The organism is Arthrobacter sp. BG3 (genome assembly GCF_056680185.1).
Genome location: NZ_JBWXPT010000002.1, coordinates 41579 through 65364, shown reverse-complemented (window position 1 = coordinate 65364; position 23786 = coordinate 41579). Strand labels below are relative to the sequence as shown.

The window sequence follows — 23786 nt, the reverse complement described above, 5'->3', positions numbered from 1 at the left end:
CCTGCCCGACGCCACAGCGATGGAAGAATTCGTCTTCCATCACGATCTCGTGCAGAAATGGGCGACGACGCTAAATGCACGAAGTATCCTCGACTTGGACTGGGTCGACGGCGCAGCCACGTTCTGGAACCAGCTCACGCGGGACGTGATCTCCGGAAACAGCGGCAAGCCCGGACCGTGGATGAACGGTCCCCGCGAGCAAAACCTCAAAGACGGCCCTCCCGCGCGGGGCCACCTCTAGAGGGATCAGATTCCCGTACCCGCGCGCTATCCAGGAACAGACGCGCAAAAGCCCTGAACTAATTCTCCGTCAAAGGCTCCGAAGAAACCGACGAGGACCACTCCGTCGGGCCTCGCTGAAGCCGAGCAGACGGTCCCGGCAACTCCGCGGACCATAGCCATTTCGCTAGCCAGGCGTCCGCCTGAATAGCAGTGAACCCAAGCGACCACTTGTCCTAACTATGCGCCGGTTCCACTGTTGGTCTGGCTCAACTTGGCCGATAGCCGCGATTACGTCAACCTAAGTGGACGAAGATGCGTTATCGCCGCTTCCCGAGTCAGCACGCCGGACACCGCTTGCCAGATGTGCGGCGGGCTGCGAGGACAGCCAGGAGCATGTGGGTGCAAAGGCCGTGCCTCCAGAGACATGGCAGGCTGAGCGCAGCGCTAATATACCGGTGAACCCAGTTTGCGTTGTGGGACTATCGTGTGGCGATGTGGTCCGATCCGCGCATACGCACTGCGACGAGGATGCCGGAGAGTGCGGTGAGGGCGCCGACGACGGCGACTGCCGCCGGGATGCCGAAGGCGTCCGCGAGGATGCCGGCGAGCAGTGCTCCGACGGCGAATCCGCCGTCGCGCCAGAGCCGGTAGATGCCTACGGAGCGTGCCCGCCATTGCGGGTGGGCGACGTCGCCGATGGCGGCCAGCAGGGTGGGGTAGACCATGGCGGTTCCCAGGCCCAGGAGGATGGCGGCGGCAAGCCAGATCCCGAAACCGGTTCCGAAGGCGACCATGCCCAGTGCTACGGCCTGGACGAGCATGCCGCCGACGATCAGCCATTTCCGCCCGTATTTATCCGACATCGCGCCGGTGACGAGCTGGCCGGCTCCCCAGACGGCGGGGTAGACGGCGGCGAGGATCCCGATCTTTTCGATGTTCAGTCCCGCTGCGGCGAACAGGAGCGGGAACAGGCCCCAGGCGAGGCCGTCGTTGAGGTTGTTCACCATGCCGGCCTGGCTGACCGAGGACAGTGACTTGTCCCGGAAGCTGGTGAGGGTAAAGATTTCCCGGTTGCTCAGTTCCCCGTGGGCGTCGGCGTGGGCGGACGTGTGGTTGGCGGCCTCGAGCCTGGCATGGCCCCGGGTTTCTTTCACCGCAAAGACCGACAGGCCCAGGCCCAGCGCGATGTAGGCGGCGCCGAGCAGGAAGGGTCCGGGCCGCAGCCCGTAGCTGGCGGCGATGTAGCCGGTGGCCAGCGCGGTCCCGGCGACGCCGAGGTAGCCGGCGGCCTCGTTCAGGCCCATGGCCAGGCCGCGCCGGGACGGGCCGACGAGGTCCATCTTCATGACCACGGTGGTGGACCAGGTCAGGCCCTGGCTGATGCCGAGGATGACGTTGGCGGCGACGATCCAGGCCCAGGAAGGGCCGAAGATCAGCAGAAGCGGGACGGGGATGGCGATGAGCCAGCCGGTCACGAGGACGGGTTTGCGGCCGTAGCGGTCCGAGAGGGTGCCGGCGAAGTAGTTGGTGCCGGCCTTGGCGAGCCCGAAGGCGAGGATGTAGGTCAGGGCGGATGTGTAGAGGTCCAGGTGGAAGACCTGGTCCGCCAGCAGCGGCAGGACGGTGCGTTCCTGGCCGAGGGTGCCGCCGACGAGGGCGTTGACGGCGACCAGGAGCATGAACTGGGCGATGTTCTGGCGCAGGCCCAGGGTGAGCGCGGGCCGTGCGGCGGTGCCGGTCTTTGCGCTGGTGTCGCGGTTGCTCATTTGGCAGCCTCCAGGTCCGTGCCGGTTTCCACGGCGCGGCCGGCGGCGGCCGCCCAGTCGGCGGGTCCGCCGTTGAAGACGGCGATGCCGGTGCGGCCGGATGAGGCGAGAATGCTCGCCCCGCCCATCGCGCGTTCACCGTGACCGCACATCACGACGACCGGGCCTTCGGGTGCGCCGGCGAGATTCTCGGCGAGGTAGCCGAGTTCGATGTTCACGGCACCGGGGACGTGGCCTGCCTCGTATTCGCCGGTCTGGCGGACGTCGAGCACGGCGGCCCCTGCCTGCAGCCGTTCCATCATTTGCCCGGACCCGATCAGGGGTACGGTGTCGGCTCCGGAGTGTTCCCGGGTCCAGGCGGGGTAGCCGCCGTCCAGTTCCCCGGCGAGGGTGTCGAAGCCGACCTTGGCCGCGGCTGTGGCGATGTCGGCGGGGTCCTGTTCCGGGCCGCGGACGATGACGACGGGCCGGTCCGGGGTGGCGAGCCATCCGAGCCAGGTGGCGAAGACCGGGCGGAACGGGATCGAGAGCGAGCCGGGGATGTGCCCGGCGGCGTAGTCTGCGGGCTGGCGGGCGTCGATGACCTGCGCGCCCTGACCGGCAAGAGTGCTTACCTGAGCTCCGGTGAGCGGGGTGAGGCGGGGCTGCCCGCGGAGGACGGCGGGGCCGCGCTTGTTGATGTCCCCCAGGCGGAGGAAATACTCGGGGAAGGTTCCCAAGGTGCCCAGGAGCGCGTCGACGAAGGCGTCCTCGCCGTCGACCTGCAGCAGCGGGTTGGTGGTCCGTTCGGCGCCGATGGTGGTGACCCGGTCACCGCTGCCGCCGGCGGAGCAGAAGGAACCGGCCCCGTGGGTGGGCCAGACCGGGGTGGTGTCGGGGAATTCCATCAGCCGCTGCAGGGACTGGTACTGTGCCCGGGCCAGGGGCACTGTCATGTCCGGGCTGACCAGGTCGGTGCGCCCGGCGGTGCCGACCATCAGGGAACCTCCGGTGAAGATCCCGGCCAGGTCCCCGCCCTCGAACAGGACATAGGACAGGTGCTCCGGGGAGTGCCCGGGGGTGTGCAGTGCCTGCAGGGTGAAACGGCCCATCTCCACGCTCTGCCCGTCGCTGAGCCCGGTGTGGGCGAAGCCGCGGGGGCCGACCTCGGGGGCCAGTACGGTGGCGCCCTCAATATCGGCGAGTTCGGCGACGCCGGAGATGAAGTCTGCGTGCAGGTGGGTTTCCACCGCGTAGGCGATGCTCAATCCGCGCGAGGAGGCTTCGGCGCGCACCTGGCGCAGGTCCCGCTCGGGGTCCATGACGAGGGCGCGGTCCTCGCCAAGGTCTAGGAGGTAGGTGGAGTTGCCCAGTCCCTCGTCTACGACGGGGATCAGATTCAAGGGGCCCATGACTCTCAGTCCTTCCACGCCGGAGGTGAATTCCGGCGCCAGAGTGGTATTCCAGATAAACATGGAATAGTATTTGTTCCAGTATTACATGGATCTTTGGAGGAGCAAGTGGGCGACAAGGCCAGGAAATCGGAACTCTTCGAGGAGTTCGCCAGGGTGGGCAAGGCTCTGGGCAACGGCAAGCGGCTGGAGCTGCTGGACCTGCTCAGCCAGGGTGAGCGCAGCGTGGAAACCCTCGCCGCCGCCGCTGGACTGGGGCTCAGCACGGCCTCGGCCCACCTGCAGGCCCTGCGCCAGGCAGGACTGGTAACCACCCGGCGGGACGGTAACCGGATCCACTATGACATCGCCGGCCCCGACATCCTCCGGCTCTACAGCCTGCTCCGTTCCGTCGCGCAGGAGCACGTGGCGGACGTCGAAACCAAACGCGTCGCCTACCTGGGACTGGAGGGCGCGCGGGCCGACGACGAGGAAGTCACCCGTGAAGACCTCCTCTCGCGCGCCGGCGCCGGAACCGTGACGGTCCTGGACGTGCGCCCCGACGAGGAATATCACGCCGCCCACATCCCCGGGGCCGTCTCGATCCCGCTCGAGGAGCTCCGCGACAGGCTCGCCGAGCTGCCCAAGGACCGGGAGATTGTCGCCTACTGCCGCGGCGCCTACTGCGTCCTGGCCTACGAAGCGGTAGACCTGCTGCGCTCCACCGGCCGGAGGGCCAGACGGCTGAACGAGGGAATGCTCGAATGGCGGCTCCGCGGCCTGCCCGTGGAAGCCGCCGCCTAGACACATCACTGCCCTGCCGCCGCGATGAAGGTACAAGCGCCGTTCACAGGGGCCCGGAACCAAGAAAGCTCGTCACAAGGATGGAGGTCTTCCCATGATGTATGGATGGAACGGCGGCTGGGGAGTCTGGGGGTGGGTGCTGATGGCACTGATGATGCTGATCTTCTGGGGCGGTGTCGTGACCGTGGTGATCCTGCTGTTCCGCCGCGGCCGGGGCTCGGAACCACCGTGGCCCACCGGCCCCTACGCCCCGTCGCACGACGAGGCCGAACGAATCCTCAACGAACGATTCGCCCGCGGGGAAATCGACGAAACTGAATTCACTGCGCGCCGGACAGCACTCAGGCGCAAGGAATGACACCGCGTTCCCGAAGCCAGCTGCTGATCGGGATTCTCGCCGCACTTGCCCTCACGGCACTTTCTCTTGCCGCCGTCGCGATCCTGGCCGTCCCGCGTACAGGCGGCGGCTTCGCCCGGGATGCCGGCTGCGCGGTTCCCGGCCTGGCCGGCACCGTCGTCAACGTCGCCGCAACCGACATGGGCGGTCCCATGATGGGCCGCCCCGGAAGGATGGGAGGAATGCGGTTGACCGCGGATCATGCCACCGTCCCCCACGGCACCGTGAGTTTCCTGGTCACCAACGCAGGACGCTACACCCATGAGATGGTGATCCTGCCGCTGCCCGGCACCCAGATCGCCGGGACCCGGCCCGTTGGAGGCGACGGGAAGATCGACGAGGCAGGCAGCCTCGGCGAAGCCTCCGCCACCTGCGCCGAAGGCACCGGGGAGGGCATTCTTCCCCGCAGTTCCGGCTGGGTCACCGTGGACCTCCCGGCGGGACGCTACGAACTGGTCTGCAACTTCGCCGGCCACTACACCGCCGGCATGTACACCCAGCTCACCGTCACCTGACACACCTGCAGTTACCGCGAGGCTCAGAAGACGAACACCTTTCCGGCCGGCAGGGTCCAGCATGGATGGCGGATCCGCTCGTTGGCAAGATCCGGCGGATGCTTACTCGGTTGGGCACTTCCGAGGCATGGTGGACGGCCGGTTCGGGGTTACGGCCATCGCCCTGCCACGATGGGTTGTGACTATCGCAAAAACCATCCTTTTGTTCATCGTGGCCGCGGCGGCCGAAATTGGTGGTGCCTGGCTGGTCTGGCAGGCCGTTCGCGAAGGCAAGGACTGGTGGTGGGCCGGACTGGGCGTTCTGGCCTTGGGTATCTACGGGTTCGTCGCGACCCTGCAGCCGGACGCGCATTTCGGCCGCATCCTCGCAGCCTACGGCGGTGTGTTTGTGGCGGGCTCGCTGGCCTGGGGCATGATCTTTGACGGCTTCCGCCCGGACCGCTGGGATGTCGCCGGATCCCTGATGTGCCTGCTCGGCGTCGCCGTCATCATGTTTGCCCCGCGCAGCGCGGGCTGAGGCAACAGCGCAGGAAGGCACCGTGCTTCAGCGCCGGTGTCCGGTGGGACGTCAGTCGTGGGCGGGTTCGCCGGTGACTTTGTGGTCGGCGTGGTTCAGGCCCTCCATGACGAGGCGGGTCAGGTGTCCGTCGGCGATGCTGTACACCACGCGGCGGCTTACTTTTTGTGTGGTGACGAGGCCGCTGAAGCGCAGCTTGGCCAGGTGCTGGCTGACCGATGTCCGGGATGCCCCGGTCCGCTCCACCAGGGACGTCACGTCCGAGGCTTCCTGGGCCAGGAGCCAGAGGATATGCAGCCGGGTGGGGTCCGAGAGCATCCGGAACGTGGCCGTGGCGGTGTCGAGCCGGTGGGAGTCCGGAGCTTCGTCGTGGTGGAGGCTGGGGCCCTGGATGCGTTCTGCGTTTTCCACCGGCTCAGCCTTTCGTGGTTGCCGGCGCGGGGCCGGTCCTGGATGTTGCGGGCCAGAATCTTAGGGCCGCCACGGTACTGATTGTAGCGACCGCCGCGAGGACGGCGGCCGCGGCGGGCTGGCCGGCGGCGGCGCCGATCCACCCTGCGGCCGGGTAGGTGATGATGAAGCACGCGTGGGAGAGGGAGAACTGGGCGGTAAAGATATAGGACCGGGTGCTGTCCGTCGCGGCGCGGCGCAGCAGCCGGGCCGAGGGGGTGTTAATCATCGACGTTCCGGCTCCGAGCACCACCCACAGTCCCAGCAGAACAAGCCAGGGTCCGGATACTGCCAGGAGCATGAAGGCCCCGGCCAGGCCGAGGGAGAGCAACATTGCGCCTGCCCTCATCAAGGTGCGGTCTGAGGCCCGGTCCAGAATCCGGGGGGCCGTCAGGGCGATGACCATTGACCCTGCACCGAAACAGGCCAGCGCTATGGCGACGTCGGCATTGGACCCGCCGAAGAGCTCCCGGGCATAGACCACGGTGTTGACCAGCACCAGGGCCGTGGCGGCCGCCACCACCAGGTTCAAGGCCATCAGCCCCCGCAGTTCCGGCGTCCTGGCAAAGATCCGGGCACCCAGAGTGGTGCGGTGCCACAACGTCCCCTCCAGCGGTGCCGCATGCGCCGCCGGCAGCCTGGTGGTCACCACCAGCGCCGCGGAGAACAGGAACCCGGCCACGGTTCCCAAAAACAGCTCGTGGAAGGACAGCACCGTCAGCAGTGCTGCCGCCAGGGCGGGACTGACCAGGGATTCCAGGTCGTAGGCCAAACGCGAGAGCGACAGGGCCCGTGTGTAGTGCCGCTCATCGGGCAGCACGACCGGGATCAGGGCCTGGAAGGCGGGCGTGAAGGTCGCCGAGGCGCTCTGCAGCACGAAGACCAGCACATAGATCTGCCAGGCCTGGTCCACCATCGGCAGCATCAACGCGATGCCTGCACGGATCAGGTCCGCACCGACCAGCACTGCCTTCTTGGGCAGCCGCTCCACCAGGGCAGCCATCAGGGGTGCGACGAAGACATAGGCCAGCATTTTGATCGTCAGCGCTGTGCCGAGAACGGCTCCGGCTTCTCCGCCGGCCAGGTCAAAGGCCAGCAGGCCCAGCGCCACCGTGAGAAGACCGGTGCCAAGCAGCGCAACGATCTGCGCCGAAAAAAGCTTCCGGTAGGCAGGAACAGCCAGGACTTCAAGCAACGGGACTCCTCAGATAAACGCCAACACTCAACAAGTGCTCACGTGTGCACATATCAGCCTAGCCCATTACTCGCCCGCGGACCGTCCCCAACGCCGGCGCCCCCGCGCTCGGGGACCCACCAGGAACCGGGTCGCCCGTTCAGGCCCGGGGGTTGGAGTATCAGAACAGTACATAATTCTCTGAATACATTCCTGCGTGTACTTTTGAGGAATGGAAACCCTCACGCACGCCCCGGTGCTGGCACGCTTCGGCTACGCCGTCTCGGACCCGACCAGGGCCATGATCCTGCTGGCACTGGCCGATGCGCCCGCCTATCCGTCCGATCTGGCCGATTCCCTCGGCGTCTCACGGCAGAGCATGTCGAACCATCTGACGTGCCTTCGCGGCTGCGGACTGGTGGTGGCCGTCCCGGACGGCCGGCGGACCCGGTACGAGCTCGCCGACGCCCGGCTGGGCCACGCGATCGGTGACCTGATCGGCGTCGTCCTGGCCGTGGACCCGGCCTGCTGCGCCCCCGACGGGACGTGCCTGAAATGACTGCCCTCCAGCTCGAACCCAGTCCCGTCCGCCGCGCCGTACTCAGCCGGCGTATCCGGCTCTTCGCCGCCGCCACCATCAGCTACAACGTCATCGAAGCCGTTGCCGCCCTCTGGGCCGGCGGCGTCGCCGACTCCTCCGCGCTCATCGGCTTCGGCCTGGACTCCGTGATCGAGGTCGCCTCCGCCGTCGCCCTGTCCTGGCAGTTCTCCGCCAAAGACCAGGAACGGCGCGAACACCTGACCCTGCGGCTCATCGCGGTCTCCTTTTTCGCCCTCGCCGCGTTCGTCACCGTCGATTCCGTCACGTCCCTTGCCGGCGGCGGTGAGGCGCAGCACTCCACGCCCGGCATCGTCATCGCGGCGCTGAGCCTGGCGATCATGCCGGTTTTGTCCTGGCTGCAGCGCCGTGCCGGTCGGGAGCTCGGCTCCCGGACGGCGGTGGCGGACTCCAAACAGACTCTGCTGTGCACCTACCTTTCCGCCGTCCTGCTGGTCGGGCTGGTGTTGAACAGTGCGCTGGGCTGGTGGTGGGCGGATGCCGGTGCGGCGCTGGTGATCGCCGTGATTGCCGTCCGCGAGGGCGTCAATGCCTGGAAAGGCGACGTCTGCTGCACCGTCCCGCACACCGCGGCCCCGCACACCACCACCCTGACCGACGTCGAAGCGGGCGACTGCTGCTCAACCCCTGAACCCGCCACGGCTGAGGAACGCAGCGGTATGGCTTACCCAGGCTCCTCAGCGGCGGCGTTGAAGATCCCCGAGGTGGACGCATCGTCCGGCAGCTGCGCGGGCTGTGGTTCCGCTCCCGGATCGACGGCCGTCACCCTCGGCCCGGGTTTGGGCCGCGGGAACGCCTGAGCCATGGACTTCGAACTGCGCACCATCCCGGGCTGCCCGAACAGTGGCCCGGCACTGAAACTGTTCCGTGAGGCCCTGACCGCAGAAGGAAAGGACGCGGAACCTCTGACCGTCCGTGAGGTAGCCTCCGAGAAAGAAGCCCAGGAACTCCGGTTCTATGGCTCTCCCTCATTCATCGCGGAAGGACGCGACCTCTTTCCGGCGGAATCCGCACCGGCCCTGAGCTGCCGCCTCTACCGCACCGGAAAAGGCTTGGTAGGCCTTCCCTCCGCCGAGGCCCTGGCCACCGCGCTCCGTGGCCTCGACTCCCACGAATGACCTGTCAGCCTCATCCCACCGCACCCCACACCTTGGAGACATGCCCATGAGCGGCCATGACCACGACCACGGCGCCACCGCAACCAGCCACCGCGGCAAACTAATCGTCGTTTTCGCCATCACCTTCACGGTGATGATCGCGGAAATCATCGGCTCGGTCCTCACCGGGAGCCTGGCGCTCCTGGCCGACGCCGGCCACATGTTCACCGACTCCACCGGACTGCTGATCGCACTCATCGCCGCGTCGCTGGCGCTGAAACCGGCCACACTGAAACGGACTTGGGGGTACAAGCGCGCCGAAATCATCGCCGCGGCGGGCCAGGCCGCGCTGCTGCTCGGCGTCGGCGGCTTCGTCATCATCGAAGGACTCCGGCGGCTGATCGAGCCCCCGGAAATCGGTGGAGGAACGATGTTGTGGTTCGGCATCATCGGCCTGGCCGGGAACGCCGTCGGCCTGATCGTCCTCGCCTCCGGCCGGAACCACAACTTCAACATGAAGGCCGCGTTCCTGGAAGTACTCAATGATGCGCTGGGCTCGGTGGCCGTGATCGTCGCGGCGATCATCATCGCCCTCACGGGCTGGGTCCAGGCCGATGCCGTCGTCTCGCTGTTCATCGGGGCACTGATCATTCCCCGCACGCTCAAGCTGCTCCGGGACACCGTCAACGTGCTGATGGAAAACGCCCCGCAGGGCCTGGACATGGCCCTGGTCCGCGAACACATCCTGGCCCTCCCGCACGTCATTGACGTCCATGACCTGCACGCCTCCCTCGTCGCCTCCGGGACACCTGTCCTCTCGGCGCACGTCACGGTCGAGGACGGCTGCATGACGGACGGGCATGCCGCGACCATCCTGGCGGACCTGCAGCGCTGCGTCGCCGAACACTTCGACGTCAGCGTCGAACACTCCACCTTCCAGATCGAACCCGCCGCCCACCGCGACCAGGAAAGCATCCCGCACTGATGACACAGACCACCACGAAACCCGCACCCGCCCCGGTAGACCCCGCCAGGAACGCCCGCCTCGTCATCTGGATCCTGCTCGGGGTCATCGTCGCCGCGGGCGTGACCTGGTACGCGGTCTTCACCGCCAGCAAACCCGCACCGGCGGCGCCTCAGCCGGCAGCCAACGTGCAGCTGGTCCGCGAGGACAGCCACCGCGTCACTTCACCCACCGTCGAGAAGGCCCAGCTGGTGGAGTTCCTGGACTTCGAATGCGAATCCTGCCGTGCCGCCCACCCGCTCGTCGAGGAACTCAAGAAGGAATACGGTGACCGGATCACCTTCGTGAACCGCTACTTCCCCCTGCCGGGACACCGGAACTCGGGCACGGCCGCTCTGGCCGTCGAAGCCGCCGCACAGCAGGGCAAGTACGAACAGATGTATGGCAGGATGTTCGAAACCCAGCCCCAGTGGGGCGAAAAGCAGGATTCCCAGGCACCGCTGTTCAGGACCTTCGCGCAGGATCTGGGGCTCGACCTGACAAAATACGACGCCGCTGTAGCGGATGAGAAAACCGCTGACCGGATCCGGACGGACGTCGCCGACGGCAAAGCCCTCGGCGTGACCGGAACCCCTACTTTTTTCCTCAACGGCAAAAAGCTGACGCTCAACACCGAGGCAGACTTCCGCCAGAAACTCACCGACGCCGCGAAATAACACCCGCAGACCCCCAAGCCCTCACCGGCCATCCGCCGGGACGGACCGCTCGTCCCGTCCCTGTCAGCGGCCGGGGGCATAATGAAGGCTGTCCGGCCACAAGGCTGCGGCCGATTGTGGATCTTAGACTGTGAGGGGCGCCGCATGGAGCCAACGAAGCAAGAGATCCTGGCCGGTTACGGCCGCGCCCGCCGCGAACTCCGTGCCTGGCTGGAGGGCGCATCATCCGCGGATCTTCACCGCCTGAGCGACGGCACGCGCTGGACTAATGAAGAGCTGCTCTTCCACATGGTCTTCGGCTACATGGTGGTCCGTGCCCTGCTTCCACTGGTCCGCGTTGTCAGCCGCCTCCCCCCACCTGCCGGCCGGGCCTTCGCCGCCGTCCTGAACGCCGGAACGCACCCGTTTGATGTCGTGAATTACTGGGGCTCCCGCGCCGCCGCGCTGGTCTACAACAGAGACCGGATGGGCCGGAAACTGGACAGAACCATCACCGCCCTATCCCGCCGGCTCGACCACGAGAGCCCAGGGTCACTCCTCCGGTCCATGGCGTTCCCCGACAAGTGGGACCCGTTCTTCGAACCACAGATGACGCTCAACGCCGTCTACGCCTACCCCACACAGCATTTCGACTTCCACGCCCGGCAACTCACGCTCCGCCGTCCGGACGAACCGGGAACGTCCTGAAGCCCGCAAAAACGATTCCGGCCCACAGCTGACGGCCCCGCCGGCGCCCCAAGAAGGCAGGGACTGGACGGTTTGTCGGTACCGGTCACTGGGAATCCCGTTGCAATGGCCCTGGTCGAAGGCCTGTCCGTTGCGCATTGTCCCTTGGACGGGCCTCTTCGCTCCCCGCGGCGCGGGCTCGGAGCACGCAGAACAGCCCTTCCTCGGCGCCAGGCCGCACCACGGGCCCGCCGTCGGGACCGGCGAGGACCTGCCGGGAGTCCTCCGGGGTGAAGCCTGCCCCGCGCAGTAGGGCCTCAATCTCGCGCGTGGTCATGAGGTGGGCGTGGGAGTAGTAGGGGTCCTCGGCCTGGCGCGCCGCCAGTTCCTGGCCGGCCGGTCCGGCCCGGTTGAGGTAGGCCACCAGGACTGCCCCTCCTCCGACGGTGACTCGACGGGCCTCGCGCAGGGCAACGGCGGGGTCGGTCACGAAGCACAGCGAGGTCAGGAAAGCAGTGTAGGCGAATCGTCCGGTGCCGAAGGGCAAGTCCTCCGCGACCCCGGGAACGACATCGACCCCGCGGGCCCGGGCGAGCCGGGCCATCCGGGGTGCGGGCTCCAAGTCGTGGCTGATACCCAGCGGGGCCGCGAAGCGTCCGGTCCCCACACCGATCTCCAAGCCCTCAGCTTCGGACCCGGCCGTCGCCTGGACCGGGGCCAGCAGCTCGGCGACCGCGGCGAGCTCGGCACCGTAGAGTGCCGCGTGCTCGTCGAACCAATGGTCGTACTCTTCGGCACGAGCATTGAAGGCGGCCGCCACCGTGTTCTCGACAGGCTGCTGGGCGCTCATGTGTTCAGGATGACGGACGGACCCCCATATTCCCAGAGATCGCCCCTGGCGGCCTCGCAATATTCGTGTTCTAAGACGCTGGTGTCCGTGCGTCGCGGAACCAGCCGTCGGGAGCCTTCTTTGGTTCCAGATGATCGGGGTCGCGGTGTTCTTTCATGTCGCAGTTAAAGAATGGTCCCTGCGGGTTCAGCAGAACGCCCATGTGGTGGTCGGCGTGATCCCGCCACCAGACGCTCATCCCGGTGGCAGCGTCGAGGCGCAGGTGCTCCCAGGAACGCCACAACGCCGCTACGCGGGAGACGGCTTCGGGGTGGAAGTACCACTCGATGCACCACTTCGCGGTCTTACCGGTGACGCTGCGGACGTATGTCGGCAGCAGCTGCTCGTGAAGGAATTCCTCGGCCGTTCCGTAGACGAGCTCCGGTGCCTTCTCCGGCTTCCCGTCCTCGTCGGCGACGGGGTTGGGGGCGGGCGTGTCCGTGTCGAACAATCCGAAATCATCTGCCATGGCTGTCTGCTTCCTTACCCGGTGACCCAGGGATTAGCGACCGGGGCGGAGGGCACCGGGACGGCCTCCGGTTCCTCCGGGCGGGGGCTGTACTTTTTGATGGACGCCTCCACGGTTTCCTTGTGCCGGCCGGTGTACCAGGGCATGGTGCGGACCAATGTGGCGGGTGCACCGGATGCTAGGACCACGGCGCGGCCACGGTCGAGTTCGGCGAGGTTTGAGACATCGAAGATGCGTTCCTTGCCCTCCTGGCGGGAACGGCTGCTCCCGGACTTTCCGGAGGAAACGGAGACGTTGGTGTAGCTGTAGTCCCCGATCAGGTCCGAGAGGGCCCGGAGGAAGCCTTCTTCGGCGACGCCGCCGCCGTAGACCTTGACGTTCGCGGCCGACCAGATCTTCCGCATGTTCGCCTCCCCCCACAGTTCGACGCCCTGGGACCAGGACTGCAGGATGCCCATGACGATCAGGCCCTTGGACCCGTAGTGGCTGAACTGATCCGGCAGGGCTGCCCAGCGGACGACGTTAGCCAACTCATCGAGGGCGAACAGCGCAGGTTTGGGCAGACGGCCACCACTGCGTTCGGCCCGTTCCTCCATCGCTTCGGCAATGGCCACCGTCAACGCTGTGGTGAGCGGTGACGCTGAGCCGGCCCCTTCCTTGGAGAGAATGTAGATCGTCTCCTGGGAGGCGGCGAAAGCGTGCGGGTTGAACTGCCGGCGGGCATCCGTGGCCACCGTCGCGCCACCCATCGGAGCGACCCAGCGCAGCGTGTTCCTGCTCTTGAGGCACTGGATCATCTTTTCGGCGGTGCCGAAGATACCGTCGCGCTGTTTGTCGGCCAGCTCCAGGGTGGCCTCCAGACCTTTGTACTGCAGCTCGTAGTCGTGCTCTTGCAGGATGTTGATTGGTTCCCGGTTTACCTGCTCCGTCACCCATAGGTAGACCTGTGTGATGGGCCGTTCCCCGAGCGCGGCCGCGAGGAAATACGAGGAGAGGATGTCTTCGGCTTTGGGGTCGAAGTAGGCATCGGGCTTGGAACCCGGGACCCGTGAACCGACGGAAAAGTGCTGCGTGAGCTTGTACGCCTTCTCTTCGTCGGTGACGTAAGAAAGCGGGTTCCACCACCACTGCGCTTCCTCCTGCGCGATCTTCTGCGGATCGAACACCCACACCGGGGCCGTGAGCTCGCGGACGCCACGGGTGCCGTCCACCACGTCACGCTTGTTCGAGGTCGACACCACAGCACCCGGTGCGTCCAGGATCGCGGGCATAACCCGAGAGGTGGACTTACCGGTACGGGGACCCCAGATATCGAGGCTGAGGTCTTCCCAGGACTGAATGAACGTCTGGCCGGTGGAGACAACCTTGCCCACCACGATGCCCGGCGTGCCAGTCACTCCCAGCCGATCCGCCGTCGCCTTCGCGCCCTTCTCGGAGAACGCAGCCAAGGACTTCCCCCGGCCCAGGTACCGGGCAGCCTTGTCGACCCGGGCACGCTTGGACGCACCCTTCCTCCAGGCCACGAGCACGACGATCGCCAGGACCAGGACCACGCCGGCCATGAGTGCGGCCGCAACGGTGGACTGGACGGGCCACGGCACGCGTCCCTTGACCAGCCCGGCGATCAGATCAATCGGATGCTTGGGGGGCGAGTCGATGCCGGCCATCCAGGACCCCAGGTGGGCGGCCGCGTAGGTCCCGCCGCCGAAGACGACGATGAAGCCAATGGCCATCCAGACCAGCAGGGCATCCCCAAGGCCCATTCCTTTACGGTTCGGTGCACTCACAGCGTGCCTCCCTCAGCCGGTACGTCCGGGGTCATTGGCTCGAGGAGGGTTTCCGGGGTTTCACGCCACTTCCCCTCGGTGTCGTTGACTCCATCCGGGCCTCTCTCCAAAGATGTCAATCCCACCAGAACCGGGATCCCTGGCCTGCCGCCGACCTTGATCAGGAACTTCCCCCGTCCGGGAGGTTCGACGTCGAGCCCGCGGGAATCCCAGGCGGGCGGGTCCTGCCAGGAGATGAGCTTCTGCTGCTCCTCACCTGACAGCGGAATGGCCGAGGTCAGCAACGGCATCTCCGAGGCCGGGAGGCCGCCGCAGATCACCATGCCGGAGCGTTCGACGAAGCCGCGGGCTTTCATCCGGTCCTCTTCCGCCGGCAACGCCAGCAGGTCGGACATGGTGTGGGAGATCATGATCTGTCCGACACCCACGGAGCGGTTCAACCGGGTCAGGGCGTCCACCCGGTCGACCATGCCTTTACCGGCGCGCAGCGCCCGCCAGAGTTCGTCCAGGACGACGAAGTAGTTCCGGCGCGGTTCCAGACCGGCGTCCGCGAGGGCGTTGGCGACGTTGACGGTGCCGAATCCGTAGGACCAGCACGCGAGCAAAATTGCGGCTTGGAGGTCGGTTTCGGTCTCGTCAATGCTGGAGACATCGAAGACGACGGCGCGGTCGCGCATCATGGGGTTGGTGGTGTGCCGGGAGAAGATTTCTCCGAGCTTCCCGCCTCCGGTCAGGCCCAGCAGGGTTGCTTCCAGTGCGCGGGTTTCCTGCAGGTAGACGTTCATGTCGCCGCGGTCCAATGCAACCTGGCGCAGCTCGTCCGGTGCGGAGATGATCACGTCCAGGAGGTCTTTCAGGACCGGTACACCGTCGAACCGGTCATCGAGGACCCGCAGGGCACGGTCCAGGATCGTCTGTTCCTGATCGGTGGGCGGGTTGTTCCGGCTGATGGTGATCAGGGAGACAACCATGGTCAGGCGCCGGCCGTGCGCGTCGGCGCGGACCCGGGCGGCGTCCTCATGGTGGCCGCTGTCTTCGAGCAGCTGCGCGGCTTCGACGGCCTGGCCGGGATCGAGGATGTTCAGGTAGCCGACGCCGCGGCCGAGCTTGATGACCTGGCCGCCGAGTGCCTGGACCGCTTTGACGTGCTCGCCTTTGAGGTCCCCCAGGATCAGAGGGTGGACGCCCTGTGCGGAGAGTCCGATAAACATCCGGCGCACTACGGTGGACTTTCCCAGCCCCGGCTTGCCCAGGATGAACGCGGAAGGGTTGGAAATCAGGCGTGCGCGCTGGAACCAGCTGATCGGGTCGCAGCAGACCGTGGCCTGGGTTTCCTCATGGCGTCCGAGCGGGACGCCGATCATGGGCGAGGATGCCCCGGAGGAAAACGGCCACAGCCCGCAGACCTGGACCGTGGTTCCCCGGTATTCCTTCACGGAGGGGACGAGCTGGGCCATGCCGCCGCCGCGTCCGGTCCAGCCCCGGGCACCTGGGCCGGCTTCGCGGGCAGGACGCTTTGTCACGCCGGCGTCCGCTGACTCCTTCACTGTCTTTGACGTCTTTGCTGTCAAAAACTTCATGCGGGCCATTACAGGGCGTCCTTGATTTCGGAGGGCAGGAGGCTGTGCTTGGGAAGGACCAGCCCGAGGGGCAGGGAGGCGGCGAACGCGGTGTCCTGGGCGCCGTAGGCGCGGCGCAGCAGCACCCGGGCGGTGCCGGAGGTCTGTTCCACGGCGGCCACGGCATCGGCGAGGCGTTCCTTGTCGGTGACGGTGGCTGTGACGACCATGCCGAAGTTCACCAGCCCGGCGCCCTGGGCTTCTTCCTGGGCGGTCTGCACGGCGGAGCGGGCATCGACCAGGGCCCGGGCGGAGGGCCGGTTTCCGGAGGTGATGCGGACGTTGGCGTTGTTCTGGTCCCGCTCCACCATGGCCGCGGCACGGGCCGAATCCATCGGGCGGTACAGCAGCGAGATCCGCTTGCGGTCAATGTCCCCGTGCGGGGCCAGCAGCCGGGACAGGACCGAGGAGTTCACCGAACCGCGCGGTGCACCTGTCATGGTCCATGAAACGGAGAACGCGCTGTCGTGCCGGTAGTCATCCCAGCCCGCCTGCGTCGCGGAGGGTCCAACTTCGCCCCAGGTCAGGGACACCGGGGAACCGGCGGCGTGCGCTTCGTCAATGATCAGGGCAGCGGGCGGATCGTAGGCGATCCGGACAACCTCGCAGAGTTCCTGCGCGGACATCGGACGGGCGATACCAGCGCCGGTCGACTGCAACCGGGCCGACAGCCCGGGGATCCGGGACGCGAGGTCCCGGGCCACATCTTCAGGTGTGCGCTTCTTCGACCCTGCCCGGAGGGAGGCGTTGAAGGACAGGGACACCCAGGCCCGGACCGTGGCCGAACCTTCCGGATACGTGGCGACGACCTCGTTGAGCACGTTCTTGGCAAAACTCGGGGCGTTCGGGTCGATGTTCATCGTGACCTCATTGCGGAGCCGGTAGCCGGAATCCGGTGCGGTCTCGACCGTTACGGCGGCGGCGTCCAGGCCCGCTTCGTCTCCGAGGCCGGCGAGCCAGCCGCCCCAGTTCGCCACCCACGCATCGACCTGTTCCGGGTCCACCAGGGACGCACCGTCGGGTTCGGTGGAGAAAATCACGGTGTAGTGGCTGGTGGACGGCACATGCAGCAGTGCGAACGGACGCTTGTAGGAGTCGGTGAATTCATACAGGGTGGACTTCGCCGCAAGGCCGGGCAGCTGGTACATGCCCCACTCCGTGACGCCGAGGGGGCCGGAACGGTAGAGATTCGTTCCGGAGGACTTGGAGAGACGGAAGCTCATCCGTGTTCCGAAACGGTCAACTACGGACTGGCCGTGCTTGTCCTTGACCGTCAGTAATAGGGCGGCCGCCCCGGCCACGGCCAGGACTGCAAGGCCCGGGAACAGTCCCCAGATGGCGAAGCTGATGATGCCCAGCAACAACCCGGCCATGACAATGCCGGTGCCGATAGCGCCGAGGTTGCCCAGTCCGGCAGAGCGCGGGACGCGCCAGTTGCCGTAGGACGGTTCCTTGTATTCGGTATTAATTGCTGCCACTGGGGCCCTCCCCGGTTGAATCCTGCGCGGTCTGTTGTGCGGCCTGAGAAACCTTGGACGCTGCTTGTGCTCCTACGGCGACGGCCATGCCAGCCGGACCGGCGGCCTTCGCCGCACCCGCCGCGGCACCGCCACCGGCAGCAGCTCCTGCCCCGGCTCCGGTAGTGCCTGCTGCGCCGGCCATGGCGCTGGTGGCCCCGCCCGGACCGGTAGCCCCGGGCGTCGGCTGGCCGCCATTTCCCTTCGGGCCAGACGTTCCATTGCTGCCCTTCGGCGATGCGCCTGACTGGTTGCTTTGTGTACTGGCCGGTGTCGGGGCGGCGTTGCCCTTACCGCTCCCGCTGCGGCCCATGGAGACGGCGCCTGTGGCCATGGCCCCCACTGCGGCTCCGGCCCCTGCTCCCCCGCCGGAGGCGACGGCACCGACCATCGGCGTCACGAAACGCATCAGCGCCGGCAAAGCGAACAGCGCGACGATCATCAACGTGAAGCCCGTGATGGAAGTGATCAATGAATCCTTCCCACTGTTGTTACCCATGAGGAGGAATGCGACCGAGTAAACGATGGCCGCCGCAGGTTTGTAGAGGATGAACGCGATAGTCCAGCCAACTGCTTTCTGGAACCACTGCCCCCCCATCTCGGTGTTGGTGAAGGCCGCAGTGGTGGGCAGGATGCCCGCCAGGATCACCAACATGCCGCTGCGGACCACCATCAAAACGATCTGGACGAGGGATGCAATCAGACCGATCAATCCCAGAACGATGAGGATGAACACGCCAACCCCTGTCTGGCCGGTCACGACCAGGAGGCTCATCGACTCGGCAAAGCCCTTACCGTCCGTGGATCGGTCGATGATGGCTGCCGAGAAAGCATCCGCGGCGATGACCAGAATGGAGATGACCCCCAGACCAAGGCCCGAGACTAAAGCCAGTGTGATGAGGGACCGGAGCAGATCCTTTAGTGGTGCTCCGCGTTGTTCCCAGATCATTCGGATGCCACCGAGAATGACCGCGAGGACAGCCAGCGTCAGAGTCCAGAGCATCAATTCGCTGTTCACCATGGAGACGATGGGACTCGGCGTCGCACCGTCGGAGCTGGCCAGATTCACCGTGGGCATTGACACCCAAAAGGTCGACAGAGTCGTCACCATCTGACTCATGCCCTCCATGATGGCCTTGGCCATATTGCCCATGGCGTCATCGGCTAGTCCTGAGACCCAGTTCCCGACTGCGCATTCGGCATCTATGGGTCCGCATGCTTTTTCCGCCACGTCAGGCTCCTGACCAGGGGATGAAGCCGCTGAGGTCTCGAAGTTGGGCTATTTCGTTGATCAACTGGCCGGAGTCGGCAATTGCCAGTTTCCAGTCCCCATCGGCCCACTGCAAAGGAAGGACCGCGTGCCCAAGCAGCCCTTTGTCGGTTTGGAAGGCGATGTCAACGTTTGCTGCGGAAGGTGAGTAACTCTTGATTACGAAGCCGCGAAATTGAACGGTTGAGTTCGACGTGGACTTTGACGACGAGTCTGCCCTGGCGATATCCCGACCCGGCCCGGGCATCAAGAGCTGGTCGGTTGCCTTCCGATTGAGGACAGGATCTCCAGAGGAGCCCATGGCCAAGATGTTGGTGGCTGCATAGAGGGCGCCGGTTGGGGACTTTGCGAAGCATGATCTGAAGCCATCTTCGTCAGTCACGCCCGGACCGAATGTCTTGGGGTCGGTGGGTGCGGCAATTTTTCCTACGAGTTCCCACTTCGTCTTGGGCGCCGCTCCAAGCGATGACTCCGACGAGGAGGGCAGGCCACAGACACTCTTTTCTGCTGTCGTCGAAGCGCTGGGGCTGGCTGTAACCGAGTTGCTGGATTTCGCTGGAGCCGGTGCCGGCTGGGCGTTGTCCTGTCCTTTGGGGAGCAGGAAAATGACGACGGCTGCTGCGATCAGCGCGACCACCAGCGCGGCAGCAATGATGAAACCGGGTTTGGTGAACGGATTGCTTTCGGTGGTGCTCTCTGTTGACTGGCTCATGGTGAACCTCCCGTTTTTGTTGGTGCTGGTTTAGACGAAGGCGCGGACGATGCCGGCGGCGCCGGTGATGATGATGCAGCCCATCAGGACCCAGCCGAGCTTGCCGATGGCCTGGGCGCCCTCGCCGCGCTGGAGCTGGATGACCATGCCGATGCCCACGATGACGACGCCCAGGACGCCCAGGACCAGACCAATGCCCGAGGCCCAGTTCACGAGCGTGAGCAGGCCACCCGCCTGTACCGGGACAACCGGGGTGGGGTTGGGGATAACGCTTGATGCAAATACGGCGAAGGAGTTCATGGTGAGAGACCTTTCAGTGCGTGGTGCTGGGTGAGGTGCCGCTAGCCAGGACGGCCAAGTCAGTGATGAAGCGTTGAAATTCACGGGCCGACGGCGCGGTGGTGGAATCCCCGTGCCGCCAGGCCTCGACCCAGGGCAGAGTCCAGAAGCGGGGGGCTCCCCCGCCCACGATGGCGGCGAAATCACGCAAGGGTTTGGGAGTCTTCCCCGGTGCGTCCGCCAGGACAGCCAGACCGAGCAGATCAACCGCGGGTGCCGCGCCTGATGCCCACTGCGTCAGGGCGCTTTGTGCCGCTGTCAGGCCGCGCATGTCTGCGCGGCAGACCAACAGGACCCGGGGCTTGCCGCCGTCCTGAAGGACGGGCCAGCAGTGACCGGTGACCCGTGCCCCGTCGATCAGATCAGCGATGCGGCTTTCACCGGATCCTCCATGAGCACCGGTGACCCACAGCGCGGCCGAGCCGGAGACGGTGCGGCGGCCCAGACGGTCTGCGGCGTCGGGCTCGACCATTCCGCGCAGGGGCGCACTGATCACGGCCGCAGGCGGCACGTGCGCCTCCGGAGTTGCGGTTTCCGCGCCGTCGGCGGTGGCCGGGCGGGTGATCCAGGGGTTCAGGGACTGCTGCATGCATCCCCCTTTCAGGGTGATCTTTGGCTGGTGGGAAGGATTAGAAGCCGGCGGCGACGGCGGCCGCGGCCGCGAGCCATGCCCGCTGGGTGGCGGGCTGGAGGGCTTCATAGCGGATGGGTCCGTTGACCAGGGCCGGATCGTAAGGAATCCGGACAACGGCGCGGACGAACGGTGCGAAGCCGTCAGCGATCCGCTGGGCCTCGTCCTTGGCCCGCTTCAGGGCCTCGCCGCTCATGCTGCGCTTGGCGTCGGTGGATTCCGAGACGATGACGACGGCGTTGCGGGCCAGCTCCGCGTCGTGGCCACCACGGGATTCCAGGGTCTGCAGCGTCAGCCGTGCGGCTTCGGCGCGGTCCTCAATGGCGGTCACGGGGACGACGAGCTGGTTGGTGTGGTCGATCATCCGCCGCCAGTTCGCGGCCCGGGCCGTGTTGCCCGAGTCCATGACCACAAGCCGGTAATAGCGGGTGAGGACCTGGTGGGCGATGTCGACTTCCTCGGCCGTGACTTCGTGGTCGCCTTCCTCGTTTTCATCCGAGCGCAGGACATCGAACTTGTCGGCGGTCTGGTGGTGGACGAACTTGGCGATTTCGGCCGCGTTCGTTGACGGGGAGAGCAGTTCGGTGGAGGCGTCGATCAGGTCCAGGACGCTGCGGTCGTGGGAGCCCTTTTCCGTCCGCCACCCGAGGGTGCCCTGGGACTCGTTGTTGTCCCACGCGACCGTGGCCGCTCCGCTGTAACGGGCGAGGATGGCCGAGAGCATCACCACGGTGGGAGTCTTGTTCGCCCCGCCCTTGCGGTTGACCACGGCAATGGTCCGGGGACCGGGCCAGTGCTGGCTGACCGTACGGATATCCTCGCGTTCGGTGAGTTCTTCCTCGGAGGGGTCCATCCGGAGTCCCAGACGCGTCAGGGTGCCCCTCCAGCCCTGGGTGGCCGGTTCCAGCACCGGGGCGCTGACCAGGAACGAGGTCTCCTTCAAGCTGCGCCGCGTCGGCGCAGCTTCCTCAACAACGGCAGCTGTCTGCGGTTCCAGGGTGGCCGGCACCGGAACGGTATCGGATGCGACGGGGGCAGGTGGCCACGGCTGGGCGTCCACTGGCGCTGCAGGGGCAGGAGCTGGCGCCGACTCTGCGGGAGCGGCCGCGGGCTCCGGTGCGGGTGCGGGGACGGTATCAATGACTGCCGGCGCTACGGTCGTGGGTGTGGGTTCGGGGGCTTCTGCCCGGCGGCGGGCCGGAGCGGGATCGTAGGAGACGGATTCGATCTTGTTGTCCGGGTGGACGATGAGTTCACCCTGACCTTCGGGGTCCTCGATGCGGACCCGGACGGGGCGCTGAAGGGTCTGCGCTTCGCCCACGATGAGGGCCAGGGCGTTGTTGCGCAGTTCTTGTACGGAGTCTCCGGCGGGGACGATGCGGGAGTTTCCCGCGACGATGACCTCGGCGGTGCCGTTGTCGCGGACGATGGCCCGGATGTTGGGAAAGGCCAGAACTTGCGTTGGTGTAGTACCCATCAGTTTCTTCCTTACGTGTGTGGGGGTGGAAGTGGCGGCTTTTAGGAGGCGGGCGGGGTGAGCCGGTTGACCTTCCACGGGGCGTCCTTGCCGGTGCGGAGCAGCTGGACTGTGTAGGTTCCCGCGTTGGTGGGGACCGCTGCCATGACGCCGAAGCCGTTGGCTTCATCGACGCTCAGGGTGGCGGGGCCGGTGACGCGGCTGGCCGGGATGTTGGACGGATCGACCGCCGAGTAGTCGGCGGTGGCCTGCGGGGTCAGCCACCGGGCCAGGTCGTTGGCCCACTGCTTGTCCTCCACCGCTGGGCGGGCGAAGTCCGTCATGGCGTTCTCTGCGACGTCCACGGCCTCGTCCTTGCTGGCCTGGTCCCAGGTGATGCCGATCGTGGCGGGGATGGTGCCGCCCGGTGCCTGGGGTCCGCTGTTGGCGCTCAGTGAGACGGGCGCGGACGCTGTGGGCTGGCTGGTTGATGCCGTCGGTGCTGGCGTCGTGTTCGCCACCGGTGCGCAGGAAACGCAGAGCAGCGCCACGGCGAGCAGGGTCAGGGGCTTTTTCACTTCTTCTCCTCTTGGGTGGGCAGGTACAGGAAGGCTGAGGGGACGGTGTTGGCCACTGTCCGGGTGTAGTAGCTGTGATCCGCAGGGGCAGGGTTGCCGTTGTAGCCCTCTTCGACGTAGGTCCCGTTGTCCTTGACGTCCTTGACCACTGCGACGTGGCCGAAGCTCGGGTCCGCTCCCCCGGCGCCGGGCGCGTACCAGACAACGGCACCGACCCGGGGTGTGCTGCCGGCGTCCCAGCCCTTGGCGTCCCAGCCGGCCTTCCAGGTCAGGGCGGAGCCGAGGCTCTGCCCGTCCGGGCGGAATGTGCCGTTGAGGAACTTGAACGGTGCGCTGGTTGACCCCATCTGCTGGTTCACCCGCCACAGGGCGAAGTCCACGCACTCGCGGTAGTACATTCCCAGCGGCGAGGTGCTCACTGTGTTTGCGCCTACCTGCAACCAGGTCGGGGAGTTCTTCCACGGGTAGTCATCCCCCGCGCCCGACTGTCCCGGGATGGCGCAGTCGCTGCCTTGCAGGGAGAACTTCGAGTTCGAAAGCGCTTGAACGAGTTTGACGGCCTCGGGCCAGTACATCTGGTAGTGGTACGGGTCGGCGTTGCGCTGGACCTTGTTGCCGGCAATGGTCGGTTCCAACAGTTCCCAGCCGGCTACGCCTTTCAGGGCCTTGATGAAGTTGGTGGCGCTCGTGGTGGGGTCCATACGGTCTGCATAGGAGCCCCACGCGCCGTTGTCGCGCTGCTGGAACAACCCCCGCGAGTCCGGGCCTGCACCGTCGCCGGTATCCAGCAGACGCAATCCCGACTCCCCTAGGGCCACCATCACGCTGATCATCTGACCGTTGACCGACAAGTCCAGCGCCTTCCCGACGCCTATGATGGCTGCGGCATTTTGCAGCTGTTCCTGGGTGTATCCCTCGACCTTGGTGTTGCCGTCGACGACCACGGATACGGCCGGGCCGCAGTCAGCCGCGGCCGGTTTCGCGGGGGCCAGCAGCATGAGCAGGGAGAAGACGAGGCCGAGCAGCATCACGGGTGCCGCGACGGCAACTCCAGTGCTGAGCATCTTGGACGGCTTCACTGCTCTCCCCCGTCCTGGCTGTCCTGGCTGTCCTGGGTGATGCTTACAGCACCAAGCATCATCTTTAAAGTGATACTATCATCACCAGAAACATGTTGAAACTTCTTGAAGTCTCGCCGGTGGGTGAGAATTGACGAGTGCCCCGCATTTACAAGCCACTCCC

The 23786-nt window shown here is 66.3% G+C and carries 27 protein-coding genes; 11 read left to right on the top strand and 16 right to left on the bottom strand.

What is annotated here, in order from left to right; genetic code table 11:
• Nucleotides 1-19 precede the first annotated feature (19 nt).
• Nucleotides 20-241, top strand: a complete 222-nt coding sequence (locus tag AC1MFL_RS20695; protein ID WP_479815812.1) for a hypothetical protein — start codon at nt 20-22, stop codon at nt 239-241.
• 460 nt (nt 242-701) lie between these two features.
• Here AC1MFL_RS20695 and AC1MFL_RS20690 read toward each other — a convergent pair whose 3' ends face one another.
• Together AC1MFL_RS20690 and AC1MFL_RS20685 are read right to left on the bottom strand one after the other, a co-directional pair.
• Nucleotides 702-1988 carry an MFS transporter gene (locus AC1MFL_RS20690; protein WP_479815810.1) on the bottom strand — a complete coding sequence of 429 codons (1287 nt, stop codon included), beginning with the start codon at nt 1986-1988 and terminating at the stop codon, nt 702-704.
• Complete coding sequence (locus AC1MFL_RS20685) at nt 1985-3379, bottom strand: rhodanese-like domain-containing protein (RefSeq protein ID WP_479815933.1); 1395 nt, start codon at nt 3377-3379, stop codon at nt 1985-1987. The genes AC1MFL_RS20690 and AC1MFL_RS20685 overlap by 4 nt, the downstream gene beginning before the upstream one ends.
• 108 nt (nt 3380-3487) lie before the next feature.
• Here AC1MFL_RS20685 and AC1MFL_RS20680 point away from each other — a divergent pair, with 108 nt between their 5' ends.
• The 4 genes from AC1MFL_RS20680 to AC1MFL_RS20665 all read left to right on the top strand — a co-directional run bounded on the left by AC1MFL_RS20680 (nt 3488) and on the right by AC1MFL_RS20665 (nt 5591).
• A complete protein-coding gene (locus tag AC1MFL_RS20680) occupies nt 3488-4162 on the top strand; it encodes an ArsR/SmtB family transcription factor (RefSeq protein ID WP_479815932.1) in 675 nt (224 codons plus the stop codon).
• A 94-nt stretch (nt 4163-4256) separates the two neighbouring features.
• Complete coding sequence (locus AC1MFL_RS20675) at nt 4257-4520, top strand: SHOCT domain-containing protein (RefSeq protein WP_479815808.1); 264 nt, start codon at nt 4257-4259, stop codon at nt 4518-4520.
• Nucleotides 4517-5074, top strand: a complete 558-nt coding sequence (locus tag AC1MFL_RS20670) for a sulfocyanin-like copper-binding protein (protein WP_479815806.1) — start codon at nt 4517-4519, stop codon at nt 5072-5074. The genes AC1MFL_RS20675 and AC1MFL_RS20670 overlap by 4 nt, the downstream gene beginning before the upstream one ends.
• A 178-nt stretch (nt 5075-5252) precedes the next feature.
• Nucleotides 5253-5591 carry a YnfA family protein gene (locus AC1MFL_RS20665; RefSeq protein ID WP_479815804.1) on the top strand — a complete coding sequence of 113 codons (339 nt, stop codon included), beginning with the start codon at nt 5253-5255 and terminating at the stop codon, nt 5589-5591.
• Between the two features lie 51 nt (nt 5592-5642).
• On the opposite strand, the gene AC1MFL_RS20660 is transcribed toward AC1MFL_RS20665, so the two are convergent.
• Both AC1MFL_RS20660 and AC1MFL_RS20655 read right to left on the bottom strand, forming a co-directional pair.
• Nucleotides 5643-6002 (bottom strand): ArsR/SmtB family transcription factor, encoded by a 360-nt coding sequence (locus AC1MFL_RS20660; protein ID WP_479815802.1) that lies wholly within the window; start codon nt 6000-6002, stop codon nt 5643-5645.
• Nucleotides 6003-6006: 4 nt separating this feature from the next.
• Complete coding sequence (locus tag AC1MFL_RS20655; protein WP_479815800.1) at nt 6007-7236, bottom strand: MFS transporter; 1230 nt, start codon at nt 7234-7236, stop codon at nt 6007-6009.
• 211 nt (nt 7237-7447) lie between these two features.
• Between AC1MFL_RS20655 and AC1MFL_RS20650 the strand changes: the two genes are divergently transcribed.
• The 6 genes from AC1MFL_RS20650 to AC1MFL_RS20625 all read left to right on the top strand — a co-directional run bounded on the left by AC1MFL_RS20650 (nt 7448) and on the right by AC1MFL_RS20625 (nt 11298).
• Entirely contained in the window at nt 7448-7774 is a 327-nt protein-coding gene (locus AC1MFL_RS20650) for an ArsR/SmtB family transcription factor (protein WP_479815798.1), read from the top strand.
• On the top strand, nt 7771-8634 hold the full coding sequence (locus AC1MFL_RS20645; RefSeq protein ID WP_479815796.1) for a cation diffusion facilitator family transporter: 864 nt from the start codon (nt 7771-7773) through the stop codon (nt 8632-8634). Before AC1MFL_RS20650 ends, AC1MFL_RS20645 begins: the two co-directional genes overlap by 4 nt.
• A 3-nt stretch (nt 8635-8637) precedes the next feature.
• A complete protein-coding gene (locus AC1MFL_RS20640; RefSeq protein WP_479815794.1) occupies nt 8638-8952 on the top strand; it encodes a hypothetical protein in 315 nt (104 codons plus the stop codon).
• 46 nt (nt 8953-8998) lie between these two features.
• The gene (locus tag AC1MFL_RS20635) at nt 8999-9916 is read left to right on the top strand and encodes a cation diffusion facilitator family transporter (RefSeq protein WP_479815792.1); all 918 of its coding nucleotides are present in this window, start codon (nt 8999-9001) and stop codon (nt 9914-9916) included.
• Complete coding sequence (locus tag AC1MFL_RS20630; RefSeq protein ID WP_479815790.1) at nt 9916-10611, top strand: DsbA family protein; 696 nt, start codon at nt 9916-9918, stop codon at nt 10609-10611. Before AC1MFL_RS20635 ends, AC1MFL_RS20630 begins: the two co-directional genes overlap by 1 nt.
• Before the next feature lie 144 nt (nt 10612-10755).
• A complete protein-coding gene (locus AC1MFL_RS20625; RefSeq protein ID WP_479815789.1) occupies nt 10756-11298 on the top strand; it encodes a DinB family protein in 543 nt (180 codons plus the stop codon).
• A gap of 85 nt (nt 11299-11383) precedes the next feature.
• Here the strand turns inward: AC1MFL_RS20625 and AC1MFL_RS20620 are convergent, their stop codons facing one another.
• From AC1MFL_RS20620 to AC1MFL_RS20565, 12 genes are all read right to left on the bottom strand, one after another.
• Nucleotides 11384-12127, bottom strand: a complete 744-nt coding sequence (locus tag AC1MFL_RS20620) for a class I SAM-dependent methyltransferase (protein WP_479815787.1) — start codon at nt 12125-12127, stop codon at nt 11384-11386.
• Nucleotides 12128-12197: 70 nt separating this feature from the next.
• A complete protein-coding gene (locus AC1MFL_RS20615) occupies nt 12198-12635 on the bottom strand; it encodes a DUF4913 domain-containing protein (RefSeq protein ID WP_479815785.1) in 438 nt (145 codons plus the stop codon).
• Between the two features lie 14 nt (nt 12636-12649).
• Nucleotides 12650-14422, bottom strand: coding sequence for a type IV secretory system conjugative DNA transfer family protein (locus AC1MFL_RS20610; RefSeq protein ID WP_479815783.1), 1773 nt, complete (start codon nt 14420-14422; stop codon nt 12650-12652).
• Nucleotides 14419-16011, bottom strand: a complete 1593-nt coding sequence (locus AC1MFL_RS20605; protein WP_479815781.1) for an ATP/GTP-binding protein — start codon at nt 16009-16011, stop codon at nt 14419-14421. The genes AC1MFL_RS20610 and AC1MFL_RS20605 overlap by 4 nt, the downstream gene beginning before the upstream one ends.
• Complete coding sequence (locus AC1MFL_RS20600) at nt 16011-17519, bottom strand: SCO6880 family protein (RefSeq protein ID WP_479815779.1); 1509 nt, start codon at nt 17517-17519, stop codon at nt 16011-16013. Before AC1MFL_RS20600 ends, AC1MFL_RS20605 begins: the two co-directional genes overlap by 1 nt.
• Nucleotides 17506-18789 (bottom strand): TrbL/VirB6 family protein, encoded by a 1284-nt coding sequence (locus tag AC1MFL_RS20595; RefSeq protein WP_479815777.1) that lies wholly within the window; start codon nt 18787-18789, stop codon nt 17506-17508. The genes AC1MFL_RS20600 and AC1MFL_RS20595 overlap by 14 nt, the downstream gene beginning before the upstream one ends.
• A gap of 1 nt (nt 18790) precedes the next feature.
• Nucleotides 18791-19540 carry a DUF8175 domain-containg protein gene (locus AC1MFL_RS20590; RefSeq protein WP_479815775.1) on the bottom strand — a complete coding sequence of 250 codons (750 nt, stop codon included), beginning with the start codon at nt 19538-19540 and terminating at the stop codon, nt 18791-18793.
• Between the two features lie 30 nt (nt 19541-19570).
• Nucleotides 19571-19840: a hypothetical protein gene (locus AC1MFL_RS20585; RefSeq protein WP_479815773.1), complete on the bottom strand. Its 270-nt coding sequence runs from the start codon at nt 19838-19840 to the stop codon at nt 19571-19573.
• Between the two features lie 13 nt (nt 19841-19853).
• Complete coding sequence (locus AC1MFL_RS20580) at nt 19854-20468, bottom strand: DUF6668 family protein (protein WP_479815771.1); 615 nt, start codon at nt 20466-20468, stop codon at nt 19854-19856.
• A 40-nt stretch (nt 20469-20508) separates the two neighbouring features.
• The gene (locus AC1MFL_RS20575) at nt 20509-21987 is read right to left on the bottom strand and encodes a MinD/ParA family ATP-binding protein (RefSeq protein ID WP_479815769.1); all 1479 of its coding nucleotides are present in this window, start codon (nt 21985-21987) and stop codon (nt 20509-20511) included.
• A 41-nt stretch (nt 21988-22028) separates the two neighbouring features.
• A complete protein-coding gene (locus tag AC1MFL_RS20570) occupies nt 22029-22544 on the bottom strand; it encodes a hypothetical protein (RefSeq protein WP_479815768.1) in 516 nt (171 codons plus the stop codon).
• Nucleotides 22541-23608, bottom strand: a complete 1068-nt coding sequence (locus AC1MFL_RS20565) for a CHAP domain-containing protein (protein WP_479815931.1) — start codon at nt 23606-23608, stop codon at nt 22541-22543. Before AC1MFL_RS20565 ends, AC1MFL_RS20570 begins: the two co-directional genes overlap by 4 nt.
• Between the last annotated feature and the right edge of the window lie 178 nt (nt 23609-23786).

Coding starts and splice junctions, on each gene's coding strand:
- AC1MFL_RS20565 (WP_479815931.1), bottom strand. CDS start 23,608: ATGCTCAGCACTGGAGTTGCCGTCGCGGCACCCGTGATGCTGCTCGGC.
- AC1MFL_RS20670 (WP_479815806.1), top strand. CDS start 4,517: ATGACACCGCGTTCCCGAAGCCAGCTGCTGATCGGGATTCTCGCCGCA.
- AC1MFL_RS20585 (WP_479815773.1), bottom strand. CDS start 19,840: ATGAACTCCTTCGCCGTATTTGCATCAAGCGTTATCCCCAACCCCACC.
- AC1MFL_RS20590 (WP_479815775.1), bottom strand. CDS start 19,540: ATGAGCCAGTCAACAGAGAGCACCACCGAAAGCAATCCGTTCACCAAA.
- AC1MFL_RS20635 (WP_479815792.1), top strand. CDS start 8,999: ATGAGCGGCCATGACCACGACCACGGCGCCACCGCAACCAGCCACCGC.
- AC1MFL_RS20685 (WP_479815933.1), bottom strand. CDS start 3,379: ATGGGCCCCTTGAATCTGATCCCCGTCGTAGACGAGGGACTGGGCAAC.
- AC1MFL_RS20580 (WP_479815771.1), bottom strand. CDS start 20,468: ATGCAGCAGTCCCTGAACCCCTGGATCACCCGCCCGGCCACCGCCGAC.
- AC1MFL_RS20630 (WP_479815790.1), top strand. CDS start 9,916: ATGACACAGACCACCACGAAACCCGCACCCGCCCCGGTAGACCCCGCC.
- AC1MFL_RS20615 (WP_479815785.1), bottom strand. CDS start 12,635: ATGGCAGATGATTTCGGATTGTTCGACACGGACACGCCCGCCCCCAAC.
- AC1MFL_RS20695 (WP_479815812.1), top strand. CDS start 20: ATGGAAGAATTCGTCTTCCATCACGATCTCGTGCAGAAATGGGCGACG.
- AC1MFL_RS20625 (WP_479815789.1), top strand. CDS start 10,756: ATGGAGCCAACGAAGCAAGAGATCCTGGCCGGTTACGGCCGCGCCCGC.
- AC1MFL_RS20640 (WP_479815794.1), top strand. CDS start 8,638: ATGGACTTCGAACTGCGCACCATCCCGGGCTGCCCGAACAGTGGCCCG.
- AC1MFL_RS20620 (WP_479815787.1), bottom strand. CDS start 12,127: ATGAGCGCCCAGCAGCCTGTCGAGAACACGGTGGCGGCCGCCTTCAAT.
- AC1MFL_RS20690 (WP_479815810.1), bottom strand. CDS start 1,988: ATGAGCAACCGCGACACCAGCGCAAAGACCGGCACCGCCGCACGGCCC.
- AC1MFL_RS20650 (WP_479815798.1), top strand. CDS start 7,448: ATGGAAACCCTCACGCACGCCCCGGTGCTGGCACGCTTCGGCTACGCC.
- AC1MFL_RS20575 (WP_479815769.1), bottom strand. CDS start 21,987: ATGGGTACTACACCAACGCAAGTTCTGGCCTTTCCCAACATCCGGGCC.
- AC1MFL_RS20645 (WP_479815796.1), top strand. CDS start 7,771: ATGACTGCCCTCCAGCTCGAACCCAGTCCCGTCCGCCGCGCCGTACTC.
- AC1MFL_RS20675 (WP_479815808.1), top strand. CDS start 4,257: ATGATGTATGGATGGAACGGCGGCTGGGGAGTCTGGGGGTGGGTGCTG.
- AC1MFL_RS20605 (WP_479815781.1), bottom strand. CDS start 16,011: ATGGCCCGCATGAAGTTTTTGACAGCAAAGACGTCAAAGACAGTGAAG.